Origin of the sequence: Bacillus sp. FJAT-27251 (genome assembly GCF_001273925.1) — a bacterium.
Taxonomy (GTDB): domain Bacteria; phylum Bacillota; class Bacilli; order Bacillales; family Cytobacillaceae; genus Mesobacillus_B.
This window is the reverse complement of the sequence record NZ_LIGG01000001.1, coordinates 2,408,198-2,425,185: the sequence shown is the minus strand read 5'-3', so window position 1 is coordinate 2,425,185 and position 16,988 is coordinate 2,408,198. Positions and strand designations below refer to the sequence as shown.

Genomic DNA, 16,988 nt, shown 5'->3' with positions numbered 1-16,988 from the left:
TTTATGATGGCTAAATTGAACCAGTCTATTCACGGAATGAACAATTGAAACACAACAAAAAGGGCAGCGAACAAACGCTGCCCTTTCCCTTACTAATGGAGCTTATTTTAAAATCTGGTTTTTTAGCGGCTCCAATTTGAGCTCCCTCATTTCATCAATAACCAAACCGGCTATTCTCCTGGCTCCATCTTCCTGAAAATGAATGTTATCCTCCACGCCCTGAGGATAGTTCACGTGATCTCCTTCTTCAAGCCAGAGAAACACATCCTTGGTTCCTTCAGGCCCCAATTCCTGGAATAGCGCCCTGCTTTTGGCTGTAAGGTCAATCAAAGGAACATTTTCTTCTTCTGCCAGTTCCATCATCGCTTTGGGATAGTCGCCATGTGAATCACGTGCGATTCCCTCTGCTGTAAAGCGTCTGCGTTCCACAGGAGTAATGAGGACAGGAACCGCCTTTTTTGCACGGGCACCGTCAATATACTGCTTCAAATGGCTCTTATAGGTGGTATATGGCTCTGTATAGCGGGATGGATCCTCGATTTTCTGGTCATTATGGCCAAATTGAATGAACAGGTAATCTCCCTTTTCAATCTGTTTTAAAATATCGTCCAGCCTGCCTTCATCAATAAAGCTTTTCGAGCTTCTGCCTGATGAAGCTTTATTTTCAACAACAACCTTGCCATCGAAAAACCCGTCAAGCACCTGCCCCCATCCTGCTCGTGGCGCTGCCTTGCCGTCATAGTCGGAGACCGTAGAATCACCTGCAAGGTAAATTGTGATTGAGTTTTTATGACGATTTTCAGATTTGGCTGCGTCAGCATAAAGATTGCCAAGAACCAAGGTCGAAACCATCAGCAGCAGGATGCCTATCAGTAATGTTTTCCGACGCTTTTTCAGCATGTTACTCCTCCTAAAATAGCCGATTTGTATACAAAGTACCTTATGTACCGCCTTCAGACACTTCCCTCGTTCAGTAAACGCCTTCAATATATACGTCCTGAGCATAAAGCTTTAAGATGTGGCAGGGCACACTCCCTAATATCCCCAAATGTCACTGCTTTTCTATAGATTAAGGTAATTATTATGGAAGAAATACAGAAGATTGTTTTGCTTTTTAAGAAGATTTTACCACGCAGGGATAAAGAATCATATAAGAATTCCTTTTTAATAGGCATAAAGACCCCGTTAAAGACTTTCCGTTTTTTACATGGAAAAGCGCACGATGGAATCTCCACCGTGCGCTTTTTCCTGCTATCCAATTTTCTGCTTAAGCTTTTCCTTCTCTACCTTGTCTTCATAAAATAGGGCGAAATCCGGGTCTATTTCACCGATTCCGAGATACCTTGCTTTATAGTCTTTAAGAAGGGCAAAGAATTGCTTTCCTAAAATCAGGATCACGACGACGTTGATAAAAGTGGGAATGGCCGAGGAAATATCGGCGAAATACCAGACCGTCTGTCCTGGCAATCCAAAGGCCACACCGTATACAACCATCAATGAACCAGGAATCGGATAGAGATAAATAAAGGTTTTAAGGATCTTGTTTTTCAATTTGGTTTTGCCTTTTAGCAAGTGGCGAAGAACGATTTCATAGTATGAGTACCAGCCTGTTACCGTCGTCAATCCAAATAACAGAATCGACAGGGCAATCACAATTCGACCAAAATCACCTATTCCCGTCTGGAAGGCCGTCAGTGTCAAATCGGCACCAGTCAACCCGGTCGACCAGGCACCAGTAATGATAATGGTAAAAGCGGTAATGGTAGCAACAACGATGGTATCAATAAAGACTTCAAAAGCTCCCCAAATCCCCTGTTTAACCGGATGGTCGACCTTGGCCGTAGAGTGGATCATCGGAGATGTACCCCAGCCAGCTTCATTGCTGTATACCGCTCTTGCCATTCCCATCCTGATTACCTGGGCAACGGCAGCTCCCGCAAAACCGCCGACAGCAGCTGTACCGCCAAATGCCCCTCCAAATATCAGGGCAAAGACGCTTCCTATTTGATTCATGTTCGTCAAGATGATGAACAGCCCAGCGATAACATAGAACAAAACCATGCCTGGAACCAGTTTTGATGCCAGCTTGCCAATATGCTTGATTCCGCCCCACACCACGAAATACACAAGAATGGAAAACATAATCGATGCCGGAATCATTCCGATATCAAAAGTTGAAGAAATGGCTTCGGAAATGGTATAGTTCTGCATCGTGATAAAGAACGTCGAGAAGATTCCCATTCCAAACAATGCAGCAGGGAAAATCCAGTACTTAAAATTCCTTTCTTCCCCCAGCCCCTTTTCCATATAGTAAGTCGGCCCGCCAAACGGGTCTCCGTTTTCATCGGTACTGCGGTAATATACAGAGAGGGTAACCTCCACCGTTTTGATAATCATGCCAAGCAATGCGGTCATCCACATCCAAAAGACCGCGCCCGGTCCGCCGACAGCGATAGCAGTTGCCACACCGCCTATATTGGCCACACCAACAGAACCGCCTATCGCTGTTGATACAGCTTCAAAGGACGACATGACACCTTTTTTCCCGTCATCGCTTTTCTGTTTCTTAAACATGCTGCTGAAGGTTTCTTTTAAAATATGAGGCAAATGCCGGAACTGAAAAAACTTGCTGCCGATTGTAAAATACAGTCCGACAAATACCATTGTGAGGATCAATGGCAATCCCCATAAAAATCCCGATAAGTTTGCTAAGATGTTTTCCATAATGTCTCTCCCAAGTTGTTAGTTTCTTCTGTAAGTGATTTCTCCGCCAATAATCGTCATTTCAATATCTGTTGTCAGCAATTCATCTGCATCTTCCATGACAAATGGATTCTTTGAATAAACGGTCATGTCGGCAAATTTCCCACGTGAAATGGTTCCTTTTACGGTCTCTTCGTTTGTTGGATAGGCTCCAAGTTCAGTGAACAAGCGGAAAGCCTCCATCATCGTCAGTTTTTGTTCAGGACAAAAGCCTTCGTGGTTTTCTCCCGGCTTTTTGCGTGTGACGGCCGCATGGATGCCAAGAATCGGGTCAGCCGGCTCTACTGGTGCATCCGATCCGCCCGCACAAATGACGCCCGCCTCCATCAAGGTTTTCCATGCGTACGAAAGCTTGATTCGTTCTTTGCCGAGACGCTCTTCCACCCATGGGAAGTCACTGGCGATAAAGCGCGGCTGGATATCGGCAATTCTGCTGGAATGCGCCAGCCTCGGAATCAGCTTCTCCTTCAGTACCTGTGCATGAATCAGCCGGTCGCGGAACGAAGCTGCCGGAAACTGGTCCAGCACATCGAGAACATTCTCCAACGCTTTGTCCCCAATGGTATGGACGGCGATTGGCATGTCGAGTTCGCGTGAGCGCCTGACAATATCATACAGCTGCTCCTGGCTGTATATCGCATCTCCGTAATTGCCGGGATCATCGCTGTAAGGCTCCGATAACAGCGCCGTTCTTCTGCCAAAAGCTCCGTCGGCGAAAATCTTAACGGCACCGATTTGCAGGGTGTCATTTCCATAACCTGTATACATCCCTGCTTCTTTTAAGTCTTTTAAAAATTCGTGGTTGATTAATAGATTGGTGCGCAAGCCAAGCTGCTCGCCGTTCAAAAGCTCATTGTAAATATTCCAGGTCTGCTCCAGTCCGCCCAGGTATAGAGGGTCATTGGTATGCACACTTGTCAGCCCTTTTTGCATCGCAAACTGGATCGTCTGGCGCATTGCGTTTTTCCAGTCCTGGTACGAACGCTCAGGGATATGCTGCCTGAAAATATTCACCGCCGACTCAAGCAGCATTCCAGTAGGCCGCTTCGTGATTTCATCGAGGACTACCGTGCCGCCTTCCGGAACGGAAATCAATGGGTGATAACCGCTTATTTGCAGCGCATTGCTGTTGACTAGCGCCGCATGCAGGCACGTTCTGGACAGCAGGACCGGATTTGCTGGTGCCGCATAATCCAGTTCTGAAATGGCAGGGATGCCACCGCGGGTGAACAGATTTTCATCCCAGCCGCTGCCTAGAATCCATTGTCCAGGCTCAAGCTGCTGTGCCCTTTCCCGAATTTTATCCAGCATCTCCTGCTTGGAGGTGACTCCGGTTAAATCAAGGTTAATGAAACTGTCCGCCATAATGGACAGGTGAAGATGGCTGTCAATCAGCCCTGGCGTGGCAGCCTTTCCTTCCAAATCAATGATTTGGGCAGAACGCCCCCATTGAAGCAGCATATCGGCTGTGGAACCCATGTCAATGAAACGCCCGTTTTCGACGACAGCAGCCTGTACAAGTGGTGTTCTTGAATTAAATGTGTAGATCTTTCCGTTTGTGAAGATGGTTCTCAAGATGATTCGCTCCTTAGAAAGTAGATGATAAGAGAGACGGCCATGCTTGAGTGCGGAGTGAAGTGACTGAAGGGAGGGAAAAGTGGAATTTTTGCGAAAGCTTAAAATATGCGCAAAAAAGCAATGATAGAAAATAACCTATCATTGCTTGATGACAATATACGTTATCCTCCATTTCGATCAGTAGTCCTCCATGCACATAAACAAGCATGACAGTCTGCTCCTTGTTCAGAAAGCATCCCAGCTGCAGCAAGTTCGACTCCTTGCTGCGCTTCGGCAAATCTTCCTTTCATCCATCCTCATCGATGTCATACTCCGATGGATTACTATTAAGATTCGCTCCTCTACCTCACCGATCTGATAAGGTCTTATGAAATTAAGGTTAATACTATCAAAGAGCTTAGGGGAAATCAATAGGGAATTTTTTTGTTGGCGCATTGGTCTTATTCAATAGACATCCTGCCTCGTAAAAATACTAAACGAAACCGCAAGGGCTGCGAGTCCCCATAGTGTCAGCACAATCAATGAAAATCCCAGTGACATGCCTTCAATTGGCGGGGCTTTGCCTGCCAGATAGGCCGTCAAATCGAGGTTGATCATGAACAAATATTTGGCCGACTCCCAGGAAGAAACCATATTGCTCAGGATGGCACCTGAAATCAGGGCGGCAAGCATGACCCCCATCCCTGCAGGAGTGTTTTTGATCAAAACAGACAGCATAAAGGCGATGCTCCCGACAACAAGGGCCACAAACCAGACAAGGCTGAATTCCATCAGCAGGTATTGCCATTGTGGAATCAATTGGACGGCGGTTGTGTCCAGCTCGATTCCTTCCGCACTGAACCCGATTATGACCGGTGCGTTCCAGCCCTGGTAGCCAAAGACGGTTCCTGAGATCAAATAGGACAACAGCCCGAATACCACAACGATGACAGAAATCGAAAGGACGAGCGCAAGATACTTGCTCATGAGGATTTTCCAGCGTTTCACCGGCCTCGTCAGCAGGAGCTTAATCGTTCCTGCGCTCCGCTCCGACGAGACGATGTCGGCGGCCACCACCATCACCATCAGGGGGAGGAACAACGTAATCGAATGCTCGGCGAAGGTGCGCATGAACGTCGGTGCACCAGGCTCGACCGGGTTGACATTATGGTCCAAATAATACTGCTGCTGCTGGATGCGGAGCTTAAGCTGGCTTTTCCACTCATCCGAAATGCCGCTGCTGGTGATCCTGTTTTGCGTATCGATAATCTGCTGCTGCAGCGTTGTCCGCCAATCCACGTCTCCAAAGCGTTCCAGCCTCCGGTCAACTTCCTTCCATTGCGCAAAGGTGAACATGCCAACAAGGATGGCAATGATTCCGGCGACCACCAGAATCCTTTTCTTGCGGACGATTTTCAGCAGCTCATTCCTTATGAGACTATACAACCGATTCACCTCCTGTGAGCTCAAGAAATAAGTCTTCAAGTGCCGGCAATTTCCGGTTCATTTCTTTTACAAGGATTCCTTGCTCTACCAGCGCTTTGTTCCATAAAGGCGTCTTACTCTCACTATAGGGAGTGATGAGCGTACCATCCTGCCCGCTATGCACCTGGGTAAACCCGCTCAACACCTCTTCTGCCCTTGGCAGCGGCTCCGCCTTCCATACCACTCTCTCCTGCAGGGCCAAAAGCGATTTCACAGCATCCACCTTGATGATGCTTCCCTGGGAAATAATCGCGACACGGTCGCACATAAGCTGGATTTCACTTAGGAGATGGCTGGAAACCAGGACTGTCAAGCCTTCTTCTTCTGCAAGAAAGCGGATGAAGCTCCGCATTTCCCTTATCCCCATCGGGTCGAGTCCATTCGTAGGCTCGTCCAGGATCAGTACCTTTGGCTTTCCAAGCAATGCCTGGGCAATGCCGAGACGCTGCCTCATTCCCAGGGAATACGTTTTTACTTGATCATGAATCCTTTCGTGAAGCCGGACAAGCTTCACAACCTCCTCCATATGCGCTTTCTTCACCCCAGGAAGCATGCCCGCAAAGTGCTGGAGATTTTCCCATCCCGTTAAATAAGGATAAAGCTCCGGGTTTTCTACAATGCACCCCATTTGTGACATAGCCTTTGTAAAATTCCGCTGTACATCGTATCCGCCAATCTCTATAGTACCGGCACTTGGCCTGATCAGGCCGACCAGCATGCGGATGGTGGTCGTTTTGCCGGCACCGTTTGGTCCGAGGAATCCAAACACTTCCCCTCTTTTAAGTTCAAAGTCCAGCCCCTTGATGATTTCCTTTTTGCCAATCCGCTTTTTCAGCCCTTTTACAGCAAGCGTTATTTCACTCATGTCCCCACCCCCTACCATGTAATCAGCGATGCGACCCGTTCTGCAATCAGCTTATAGCCTTCTGCATTCGGATGGAATTTATCGGAATATAAATAATCATTCACACTAAGCTGGAACAAATCGAATGTCGGAACATAAATGGCCTTTTGGTCCTGATCAAGCAGCCTGCTTGTTTCATGGTTCCAGTCCCGGACAATTTGGGTGGTCAGTGCTGAATCATTCAAGTCAATAAACGGGTTATACAAGCCGATATGGAAGATGACAGCACCTTCATTCAATGACCGCAATTCCTTTAGGACCTTCTGCAAATTTTCCAGGTAGGCTTTCCTTGCCAGATTGATCTTTTCACTGTCCATTTCCAATAAGGTTTGGCCGCTTTGAAATAAATCATTTCCGCCAATGGTGATCAGGATGTAATCGGCATTCTTCACTTGCCTTTGTATTTCAGGCTGCTTTACCTGATTTAAAAGCTGTCCTGACCGGTAGCCTTTCACGCCGAAATTTTGCAGAGTGATTTTTTCCGAGGTTTTTTCCTGAAGTTCCTCCACCAGATAGCCAATATATCCTTTTCCGCTGTCATCACCTGTCCCCCTTGTCAGCGAGTCCCCGAGCGCGACAACGACTTTCCCTTCTCTCCTGGTGGCAGCTTCTTCTGCCGGCTCCGCTTCCTCCATCCCGCTGGAAGCAGCATCCCTGCTGAAAAATTGGTTTTGGATTGTCCACCCAAGTCCAAATAGCATCAATGCCAATGATAATAATGAAGAAATAAATACAAACCGGACAAAACCCTGCTTCATAAGACCACTCCTATTAAAAATTCCAACGTAAACAGCCAACATTATAGTCTCTCTTTACATTATAAACCTTTTTTTGGAAGAGAATAAATGGATGTATGAATGAGAAGGTTTCCGAATGTCCAAATTAACAGGAAAAGGAGGGAAAATGGAATGCAAGAAAAAGAAGCAAAAAGGGATCTTCAGCATGAAGGCAAAGACAAAGTATATCTGGATGTGGACCGCATCATCAATGAAGGGTTATCAGGCGGCTCTGTGCACATGAGAGAAGGCTCAACGAACATTGAAGAAGCAAGGGAGCTGGAAGAAGAAGCGCCGCCGAACCAATCATGAGACAAATAGATTTTTCCTGGAAATGTGTGGCTGAACAAAAGGTTCAGCCATCGTTCTTTTAAAAAGCGTCTTGCAGCATCTCCCCATTTGGTTTTCAAAACACCCTATATACTCATTTTTTATCGAAGATAATATTCCGTTTTCCGAAGGATATTGCTTAAATTTATCCAAATATTCTGTTATGTTAGATTAGTAACTTACTAACTACATAGAAAGGATGGTTGGATGAAAAAGCATTTTGCGAGTTTGCTGGCATTGATGATGGTGCTGTCCCTGTTCTCTGCATCAGCCTTCCCTGCTCTGGCAAATAGCACAGCGGAAGCACTGGAAACAGTAGAATTGAAGACAAGCAGGGAGCTTTTCTCAATGACGGAAGTCAGGACAGTTGAAGTCGAAGCGAAATTGGGAGAAAACGCAGATTTAAGCCAGCTGGAGTTCCAGTTTGGCGGGAAGGATATTTCGGAGTGGAAAAAGTGGACTAGCGGAACCACTTTTGATGGAGACCCCTTCATTACAGTTGTGGAAGAGCCTCATTATGTAGACGATACAACCGTTAAAGCTACTTTAGAATTTGGTTTATTGTTTAATCGTGACAATCTATCAAATCGTACCATCCGCACTCAGTACCAGCAGTTCATTGGCGATTATGAACTGGCGATGGTCAGCCCTGACACGGAAACAAAGGCAGCCACTACGGTCAAGCTCAATGTCTATGACGAGTTCCTATTTTATGACCAGCTGAAGCCGGCGATTGACTCGATCTTCGAAGAAGCAAAATCCGAAAATGACCGCTACCTGGAATACCAGAGCCTTGGCAAAAGCGTAGAAGGCCGTGACCTTCATTTTGTCATTTTGGCAAAAGATAAAAAGGCGGCAGACAAATATTTAAACGAAACGCTGCCGACAGCGCTCGAAAACCCTGAAAGCCTTCAGGAAAAAATCAAAAACGGAACAATGGGCGACTACCAGGTTCCCGTTTGGATTAACAATATCCACCCGGATGAGGTAGAAGGCGTTGACGCTCAAGTAAACTTGCTGAAGGAATTTGCGGTTGAAGATGAAGTTACCTTTAAAACAGGAAAGGAAGGTAAGGAGGAAACGGTCACGCTTAACGTCGACGAAGTTCTGGACGATGTGATTTTCCTCTACATGTTTACCAATAATCCGGATGGCCGCGTCGCCAACACCAGGGCGAATGCCAATGGTTTTGACTTGAACCGTGACAATCATTACCAAACGCAGGTAGAGACCCAGGCCGTTACAGAAGTGATTGCAAAATGGACGCCGCTCTCTTTCCTGGATATGCACGGCTATGTGAACGGATTTTTAATTGAGCCGACGACACCGCCGCATAATCCGAACTATGAATATGACCTGCTGCACCCGGCCATGATCGAAGAAGCCCATGCGATGGGACAAGCAGGGATTGGAAACTCGAAACTGGACTCTTATTTCATTCCGGCACAAGCTTGGGAAGATGGCTGGGATGACATGACACCAGCTTATACAGCGACGTTCGCGATGCTCCACGGGTCGATTGGCCATACAATCGAAGTTCCGGCGCTTAGCCAGGATAGCTACCGCGCAATGGTTGGTGCAGGCTTAGGAGGAATACTTTATGTGACTGAAAACAAGGACGAGCTCTACAAGAACCAGCTGGAAATTTTCAAGCGCGGCGTAAACGGTGAGGACAACCGTGCTGTGGATGAATATTATGTCAATGCTGCGGGAAAATCAATCGGCCGCCAAAGAGGAGAGAATGAAAACTTCTTCCCTGACTACTATGTGATCCCAACTGATGACAAAGAGCAGAAAAACAATCTTGAAGCTCACAATATGGTCGATTACCTGCTTCGGAATGGCGTAAAAGTAGAGCAAAGTACTAAAAACATGAAAGTGAATGGAACACTGTATCCTAAAGGCACGTTTGTCGTCCCAATGAACCAGGCAAAACGCGGCCTGGCAAACGCCATGCTTTATAAAGGCGACAATGTATCCGACTGGGCGGCGATGTACGACCCAATTGTCGTAAATTTCCCGGCCCTGCGCGGATTTGATATTCATGAAGTACGACAGGCTGGTGCCTTTGATAAACACACGGTTGAAGTTGAAAATGTAACCTCTCCAACCGGCCAAATCACCGGCAAGACACCTAAACAAGTGCTGGCAAATACTAATAATGACACCATTAAACTCGTAAATGAGCTGCTGAAAAATGGAGCAGTGGTCGAAAAAGCAACCGAAACGAAAGCCGGCGTAAATAAAGGCGACTTTATTGTCAGCACAAAAGATCTGCAGGCTTATGGCAAGGATTATTATTTCGAAGCGAAATCACTTGGTACTTCCAATGCTATTAAAACAGAAAAGCTGTCCCAGCCGAAGGTTGCTGTAACAGGCTCTTCACAGCTGCGTTTCTCCGTCAAGGAACTAGGTTTCAACATCGTGGACCAAGCGGATGCGGATGTCATTATCAGTGACAACGGAACATTTAATGTGAATAACCTGTCCGGCAAAGACTATGTAGGAATCGGCTTGAACGCATTAAATGCTGTAAAGAACAGCGGCGCGCTGGCTGGATTTGATTTCGCCCGCACGAGCAATGGCCATGAAGGACTTTTAAAGGCAAAGGTGAACGACCATGTGCTGACATCCGGTTATGAGGCGAATGAGCTGCTTTACACAACCAATGGAGCATGGATTACATCACTTCCTGCTGAAGCAGAAGTACTGGCAACGATCAGCGGCAGTGATGATTTCTATGTTGCCGGCTGGTGGCCTGGCCATGAACAGGCAAAAGGTAAGACTCTTGCCTTCACGCAAAACTTTGAAGATTCCAGCATCACCCTTTTTGCCAATGATTTGGCCTTCCGTGCCCACACGCAATACAGCTACCGCTTCCTTGCCAACTCCATCTATGCTTCCGTTGGCACCGAAGTGGAGAAGAAAGGCAAAGGAAAAGGCAAACTGAAGGACAAAAAAGGAAAACCCCAGAATAATAAAATAGAAAAATCCTTCTTTGAAAAAGGCAGGGACCGTGAATAAATAGAAGGCCTTGCTTTTACAAAAAAAGTACCGCTCTCAACCAAAAGAGGTGCCCGTCCCCAGGACGAGCACCTCTTAACCTTGGTCAGCCCTTTGCTGCTAAAACTTCTGTTTCTTCTTCCTTGCTTCCCGAAACTATTTTTTTCAGCATATCCTCCGTTAAGTCCAATGGCTTTAGGTTTGCTTTCTCCAGCAATCTTCTCGTGTTGTCATCAAAAAATTCTATAGCCCTTTCCCAGTATGGGTAAAAAACGCTTATAGGTTCGTTAAATCTGGTTTCCTCAGCTGTGAGTTCCCCCTGATAGCTGGTTGGGACGACTTCAACATTCCACATATCAAGAGAGCTCCTGATCATATCACAGATTTGCTGATTGGTTGGAGGGTTGGAATTGGTTATATGATAAATCGTCTTGTCTTCGGCATGTTCCAGAGCCGCACTTAATACCTTTACCACATAATCAACTGGAACAAAGTTCTGGGGAATTTCTGGATTGCAGAGGAACCTAAAGTTTTTTTGAGGGGATTTCTGTCTATCCATCCTTCTTTTGAGCAGATCAAAACTCCTAATGATCCCATACAAAGCAAAAGCCGAATCTGCCTCTCCCGTCCTTGAATCGCCAATAATGATGGATGGACGAAAGATACTCACATTGAAAAAATCTTTATACTGGAAAGCCAGATGCTCGGCCTGACACTTGCTTTCTTCATAATAATTGTTGTAAGGAAGGTCAACTGAATGCAATTCCTCTCTTGCTTCAGACTTTTTGCCGAGCGTATAGGCAGTGCTTACGTGGAAGAAATGATTGGCCTTCAGCCTCCTCGCAAGCTCCAATATATTTTTTGTTCCCTCATAATTAATCTTGAACGTTTTTTCCTTATCTTCTCTATGAAAAGAAAGAAAGGCTGCCATATGATAGACCGCATGAATGTTTTGCGTTAAGGATTGTATCGTGTCCTCCGCAATCCCTGCATGATCCCGGGTAATATCTCCTTCTACCAGATGTAAATGTTCACGGAGATGGAACGGTGTTGAAGCAACGAGATTCTCCGCTTTTTTTTGATTCCGTACAAGGGCATATACATCATGGCCATCCTCAAGCAGGCTCAGCGTTAATTGTTTCCCGACAAATCCTGTGGAACCAGTTAATAATATTTTCATTGCCACTCTCCTATATCATTATTCTTTCTACCAATACCCTACTTTAGTTATATTATCTTTTCAAATACTAACATATGGGATTAATTTTAAAGACAAAAAAATAGCGCCAGGCTACAAAGCCTGACGCTATCTTAATGCACTATTCAGCGATTTCCTGTATCCCCACAGCTCGTCCCAGTCGATTGGAAGCTCCTCTAAATCCCAAAAACGATCATTTTTCCTGTGCACGGTCAAATGGCCATCTTCATACCGCATGAAAGTAATCGTCCCGGAATGGGCAAAGTCATGGGCTGCTAGATAATGCTTTTCGCCGTCGAACTCGGCGAACTCCACAAAGCGCTCTTTCAGTTTTTCAATATCGGCTTTTCTGCGAATAACCAATAGAAACACCTCCTGAATACTTATATTCGTTACAACTTGCACAATCCCTTTTATTTTATCAAAGGAACTTTGAATCTTCAAAATACTCCCCTTCCAGTGACACCTCCCTGTAAGAACTCCAGCCCCTACCACTCCCGCAACTGTTTTCATCTCCGTTCTTCCGGGTAAAAATGCTACTGTACCCTATATGCTAAACAGGGACCATAATTAGACAGGAGGAGCGATCATGCCTTATAAAACGTTGAATGACCTTCCTGATGCCGTAAAAGACAACCTGCCCCACCATGCACAGGAGATTTTCAAGGAAGCCTTTAACTCTGCAAGTGAAGAATATAAGGAAGAAGAGACAGCTTTCAAGGTGGCATGGAGTGCCGTCAAGAATAAATACGAAAAAGACGGCGATGGAAACTGGGTGGAAAGAGAAGATGATTGAACAGGGAACCGCCAGGACTACTAAGTTCTGGCGGTTTTTTCAGAAAGAAGGCCGCCCCCTCATAGGCAGGGCCAAAGCAAAAAACGCACAAGTCATCATTCCTGTGCGTACTACCTATTTTTATTGGAATGAACGGTCTGTAAAACTAGACAACTTCCTTAAGTTGAGCTTTTTGCTTCAGCAGCCGTAATTTCTGATTTTTGGTTAAGCGGTTCCAAAATCTTACCTTGAATACCATATCAAGACCTCCCAATATAGGTATTTTGTTTCAAGCTTTTTCAACATTTATATTAGAAAAACAGGGGAAATTTCCCCATTTTTTTTATTAACTGTTTGTATTTTTTATTGTAACAAGGAATCTCTCTAGAGGGAATTTCATTAAGTCGACCTCATACTCCCTTTTTTTACAAAATCCGCATGAATTCACCCTATTAATATGAACCTATGATAAATCTCCTATATATTCCTCCCTTTTCATGTCGAAATATCAATTATAAAAAATGAATATTTATGTCAATTTGGTGAACGTAATTGGTCTCCCCGTTCGACACTTGCCAAATGTAATTCTACCTATATCTACAAGGAAAACCTCATTTAGTGTAGAATTAGTTTTATATGGATTATTTGGGGGTTGCTTGGAAGTTGAAAATTTTAATTGTGGAAGATGAGGTCAGAATCAGTAAGCTATTAAAGATTTACCTGGAACGGGAACACTATATGGTGGATATTGCTGATAATGGGAACGACGGGTTGATTCAGGCTTTGAATGAACATTACGATCTCATCATTTTAGATATTTTAATGCCTGGCAAAGATGGATTCAAGGTGCTTGAAGAACTTAGAAAAGAAAAAGACACGCCTGCCATCATGCTTTCAGCAAAGGCCGAGCAAAAAGACCAATTACAGAGTTTAAACCTTGGAGCAAACGATTTTATCGCAAAGCCTTTCAGCCCAGGGGCTGTCGTATCAAAAGTGAAAGAAATCTTGTCGCCAGTTCAATAGAGTTTTTGAGTACAAATTTCACCATACAATTAGCAATGCTATTAGCATAAAAGTTAGTTAATAATACAAGAAAAGCAGGATATATCTCCTGCTTTTTCTTCTTCAAATATGGAATTATTCAATATCACTTGAGTATTTTTCTGGCAATAACTCCAGTACGTTGCACTTACCTAATTTTCCGTTATATGAAATGATGACGTCTGTATTTTTTCCATAATCACTAATTAACTCCCGACACATCCCACAGGGGGCAACCACCCAACATTTTTCTATGTCTTCGTGTGGATGTGGGTGAGCCACTGCCACGATTGTTTCAAATTCGTGTTCCCCTTCGGAAATAGACTTACCAATTGCCATTGCTTCCCCGCAAACCGTTATTCTTCCTACATTCGCTTCAACGTGAACTGCTGAAAAAATTTTCCCGGTAGTTGTTCTAACTGCTGAACCAATATGGTGTCTTCCATATTTATAATTCTTTTCTATTACTCTTTCTGCAGACTTAATCAATTCATAATCTCTGTCTTCTAAAGGTCTTACTTTTAACACCATAATACTCCTCCTTAATCGGTCACTTCTGTTTGCTTATTAAATAGGTTCACTCAAATTTGGGATGTACTTCCAAATATATTATACAACCGACCCCCATGACCATTCCACGCTGCTCTTTTTTTCTGCCGCACCTAGGAGTATCTCTTTCTGTTATCAGAATATCAACGAATTGTAACCTAATTACCCCCGAGTTGAAAACTAAGTATGCGATAATGACTCTTTCAGAACGTGTTATATCAGTCTGGGTGGTGCAAAGAGTGACAAAGACAAGAAAAAGGAAAATGAGAATTCGCTGGGGAAGGGTCTTCGGCGCTTTTCTTCTCATAGGAATTTTTATGATTGGCCTCTTTACTGTATTTCAATCCATTCAAGGAACAGTAAAAAAGTTAAGCCAGCCAACAGAATTAGTTAAAGCAAATGATTCTCCTGATAAAGGGGAAAAGAAGATGGAAGCAGTAAATGTTCTATTATTAGGAAGTGATTCGCGCGGTGAGGAAGACTCGCGGACAGACACGATTATGGTGGCCCATTATGATCCGGAAACGAATGATGTAAAGCTGATATCCCTCATGCGCGATATGTATGTTTTCATCCCTGAACATGGCCAGCAAAAATTGAATGCCGCTTATACATATGGAGGTACGGAGCTGTTAAGGGAAACCATTCAATTGAATTTCGGGCTCGATATCGACCGATATGCGGTTGTCGATTTTAAAGGGTTCGAAAAAGCAGTCGACCTTCTCGTTCCGGATGGGATTGAAGTAGACATACCGTACGAGATGTCTGATGGGATTGGAATGACGCTTGAGCCAGGCACACAAAGACTTAATGGCAAAGAACTGCTGGGTTATGTCCGTTTTCGCCAGGACCGTTTAAGCGATTTTGGACGAGTGGAAAGACAGCAGGAAGTTGTCTCGAAATTAAAGGAAGAAGCGGCAGGTCTCCATAGTGTTGTAAAAATACCGCAGCTTTTGGATCTCTTGGATACATATATTGAAACAAACATTGAAACATCCACACTATTAACAATGGGAAAAGATATATTGGCAAATGAAGGCGGAGATATCGAAACATTGCGCCTACCGGAAGAAGGCAGCTTTGAGAATAAAAGCTATGATGGGATTGGCGATGTGCTGGAAGTGGATTTCAAGCAAAATAAGATTGCCCTAAATCAGTTTTTGAAGAATTAATTCTTTTTTATAAAAAGCGAAAAGCACCTGCGTGAGGTGCTTTTTGTTTTACATCAACTGCATGGTCGTGATGCAGGTGCCATCTTCGGCAAAAGTAGAAAACTCGGACTCTACTGTTTTTCCCTCATGAGAAATTTTTATCACAAATGATTTATCACGAGGCAGCCATAAGTCGAAAAATCCATTGGACAGGGATTCCACCTTTTCATCCAGAACGACATTGCCTTCACTGTCCTCGATATATACATCAAATTCTTTTTCCACCAATTCTCCTTGACAACCTGTCAAGCTATGATTCATTCAGGGGTGGGTTTCATTGATGTAGGGGGCAATGGAAACAAAGAATTCATCTTCTGGCAGTTTATAGACCCGCTCATTTTGGCTGCTGTCCTGGACAATCAGCTCCTGCGAGGTAATTGACGCCGTTTCATCTTCCAAGTTTGCGGCACTATAATTCTGCACCAACTGCTTGATATCCACCGTTTCGTCAGCTTGGGCAGGAGTTTCTTCCTTTGCACTCTCTTCTCCGCCGCAAGCAGCGAGCATCATCGCAGCCAGGACAGAAACCGCGAAAGCTTTCCATTTCAACTGGTTTCACCACCTTGTTGTCTTTCATAAAGAATTATACCATTTCTGCATGTGGCGAACAGCTTATTGGCAGGGTTGCCACAATATCTACATAAATACCGTCAGAATAAAGAAAATTGTTATTTCTTCAGCTTCCTTTGGTTTGAAATGTTCAATTTATTTCCATAATGGATAAAGCGCAGAAATGGATTTCTGTTAAAACATTTTTAGAGGTGATTGTATGACGATGCAGCGCACGTTTATCATGGTGAAGCCTGATGGAGTGAACCGGGGCTTGATTGGGGAAATCATCAAACGCTTTGAGCAAAAAGGGTTTGCCTTACTGAACGCAGAGCTTATGACCATTGACCGCTCCAAAGCGGAATATCATTATATGGAACATCAGGAAAAGCCGTTTTTTGGCGAGCTAGTCGATTTCATTACATCCGGACCTGTTTTCGCTATGGTATGGGAAGGTGAAAATATCATTGAAGTCTCCCGTCTGATGATCGGCAAGACAAGTCCGGCGGAAGCCATGCCAGGCACCATCCGCGGCGACTTCGCCTTTTGCAAGGAAGAAAATGTCATCCATGGCTCCGATTCCCTGCAAAGTGCGGAACGGGAAATCGAAAATTTCTTCGGCCTGCTGAAGAGACACAGATTAGAAGACGACTTCCCGTTTGAAGACCGGAAATCAGTGTAAAAAGATCCCCTTGGCGATTAAAGCCAAGGGGATTTTTTGGGGTGGAGACGATGTTTGGACCTGATCGCCGGTTTTCTATGGGGAGTTGTCCGAATGATGGGGTTATTCGGAAAGGATTGCCGGTTTTATTTCAAGACTTGTCCGAATCAAGCTCGCTTTCGGACT

Annotated in this window: 17 protein-coding genes and 1 riboswitch; of the genes, 7 read left to right on the top strand and 10 right to left on the bottom strand. The window is 44.7% G+C overall.

What is annotated here, in order from left to right:
* Nucleotides 1-102: 102 nt before the first annotated feature.
* From ADU22_RS11430 to ADU22_RS11405, 6 genes are all read right to left on the bottom strand, one after another.
* Nucleotides 103-900, bottom strand: a complete 798-nt coding sequence (locus tag ADU22_RS11430; protein ID WP_231687865.1) for a rhamnogalacturonan acetylesterase — start codon at nt 898-900, stop codon at nt 103-105.
* 351 nt (nt 901-1,251) lie between these two features.
* Entirely contained in the window at nt 1,252-2,724 is a 1,473-nt protein-coding gene (locus ADU22_RS11425; protein ID WP_053362264.1) for an alanine/glycine:cation symporter family protein, read from the bottom strand.
* An 18-nt stretch (nt 2,725-2,742) separates the two neighbouring features.
* Nucleotides 2,743-4,341: an amidohydrolase gene (locus ADU22_RS11420; RefSeq protein ID WP_197280133.1), complete on the bottom strand. Its 1,599-nt coding sequence runs from the start codon at nt 4,339-4,341 to the stop codon at nt 2,743-2,745.
* 173 nt (nt 4,342-4,514) lie between these two features.
* Nucleotides 4,515-4,693, bottom strand: a riboswitch (Lysine riboswitch).
* A gap of 92 nt (nt 4,694-4,785) precedes the next feature.
* The gene (locus ADU22_RS11415) at nt 4,786-5,766 is read right to left on the bottom strand and encodes an ABC transporter permease (protein WP_053362262.1); all 981 of its coding nucleotides are present in this window, start codon (nt 5,764-5,766) and stop codon (nt 4,786-4,788) included.
* A complete protein-coding gene (locus ADU22_RS11410) occupies nt 5,759-6,670 on the bottom strand; it encodes an ABC transporter ATP-binding protein (RefSeq protein ID WP_053362261.1) in 912 nt (303 codons plus the stop codon). Before ADU22_RS11410 ends, ADU22_RS11415 begins: the two co-directional genes overlap by 8 nt.
* An 11-nt stretch (nt 6,671-6,681) precedes the next feature.
* The gene (locus ADU22_RS11405) at nt 6,682-7,467 is read right to left on the bottom strand and encodes an SGNH/GDSL hydrolase family protein (RefSeq protein WP_053362260.1); all 786 of its coding nucleotides are present in this window, start codon (nt 7,465-7,467) and stop codon (nt 6,682-6,684) included.
* Nucleotides 7,468-7,617: 150 nt separating this feature from the next.
* Between ADU22_RS11405 and ADU22_RS11400 the strand changes: the two genes are divergently transcribed.
* Together ADU22_RS11400 and ADU22_RS11395 are read left to right on the top strand one after the other, a co-directional pair.
* On the top strand, nt 7,618-7,797 hold the full coding sequence (locus ADU22_RS11400; RefSeq protein WP_053362259.1) for a hypothetical protein: 180 nt from the start codon (nt 7,618-7,620) through the stop codon (nt 7,795-7,797).
* Nucleotides 7,798-8,022: 225 nt separating this feature from the next.
* Nucleotides 8,023-10,839: a M14 family metallopeptidase gene (locus ADU22_RS11395; protein WP_069187972.1), complete on the top strand. Its 2,817-nt coding sequence runs from the start codon at nt 8,023-8,025 to the stop codon at nt 10,837-10,839.
* An 85-nt stretch (nt 10,840-10,924) separates the two neighbouring features.
* Here the strand turns inward: ADU22_RS11395 and ADU22_RS11390 are convergent, their stop codons facing one another.
* Both ADU22_RS11390 and ADU22_RS11385 read right to left on the bottom strand, forming a co-directional pair.
* On the bottom strand, nt 10,925-11,998 hold the full coding sequence (locus ADU22_RS11390; RefSeq protein ID WP_053362258.1) for an SDR family oxidoreductase: 1,074 nt from the start codon (nt 11,996-11,998) through the stop codon (nt 10,925-10,927).
* Nucleotides 11,999-12,124: 126 nt separating this feature from the next.
* A complete protein-coding gene (locus ADU22_RS11385) occupies nt 12,125-12,379 on the bottom strand; it encodes a hypothetical protein (RefSeq protein ID WP_156324335.1) in 255 nt (84 codons plus the stop codon).
* 226 nt (nt 12,380-12,605) lie between these two features.
* On the opposite strand from ADU22_RS11385, the gene ADU22_RS11380 reads away from it, so the two are divergent.
* The 3 genes from ADU22_RS11380 to ADU22_RS11370 all read left to right on the top strand — a co-directional run bounded on the left by ADU22_RS11380 (nt 12,606) and on the right by ADU22_RS11370 (nt 13,814).
* On the top strand, nt 12,606-12,812 hold the full coding sequence (locus tag ADU22_RS11380) for a ChaB family protein (protein ID WP_053362256.1): 207 nt from the start codon (nt 12,606-12,608) through the stop codon (nt 12,810-12,812).
* A complete protein-coding gene (locus ADU22_RS11375) occupies nt 12,805-13,002 on the top strand; it encodes a hypothetical protein (RefSeq protein ID WP_053362255.1) in 198 nt (65 codons plus the stop codon). The genes ADU22_RS11380 and ADU22_RS11375 overlap by 8 nt, the downstream gene beginning before the upstream one ends.
* Before the next feature lie 452 nt (nt 13,003-13,454).
* A complete protein-coding gene (locus ADU22_RS11370; protein ID WP_197280047.1) occupies nt 13,455-13,814 on the top strand; it encodes a response regulator transcription factor in 360 nt (119 codons plus the stop codon).
* Between the two features lie 114 nt (nt 13,815-13,928).
* Here the strand turns inward: ADU22_RS11370 and ADU22_RS11365 are convergent, their stop codons facing one another.
* Nucleotides 13,929-14,360 carry a cytidine deaminase gene (locus ADU22_RS11365; protein ID WP_053364534.1) on the bottom strand — a complete coding sequence of 144 codons (432 nt, stop codon included), beginning with the start codon at nt 14,358-14,360 and terminating at the stop codon, nt 13,929-13,931.
* Between the two features lie 260 nt (nt 14,361-14,620).
* Here ADU22_RS11365 and ADU22_RS11360 point away from each other — a divergent pair, with 260 nt between their 5' ends.
* On the top strand, nt 14,621-15,553 hold the full coding sequence (locus ADU22_RS11360) for an LCP family protein (protein ID WP_353611380.1): 933 nt from the start codon (nt 14,621-14,623) through the stop codon (nt 15,551-15,553).
* A 48-nt stretch (nt 15,554-15,601) separates the two neighbouring features.
* On the opposite strand, the gene ADU22_RS24955 is transcribed toward ADU22_RS11360, so the two are convergent.
* Entirely contained in the window at nt 15,602-16,141 is a 540-nt protein-coding gene (locus ADU22_RS24955; protein ID WP_420912397.1) for a CueP family metal-binding protein, read from the bottom strand.
* 226 nt (nt 16,142-16,367) lie between these two features.
* On the opposite strand from ADU22_RS24955, the gene ndk reads away from it, so the two are divergent.
* Nucleotides 16,368-16,823, top strand: coding sequence for a nucleoside-diphosphate kinase (gene ndk / locus ADU22_RS11345; RefSeq protein ID WP_053364533.1), 456 nt, complete (start codon nt 16,368-16,370; stop codon nt 16,821-16,823).
* Nucleotides 16,824-16,988 lie beyond the last annotated feature (165 nt).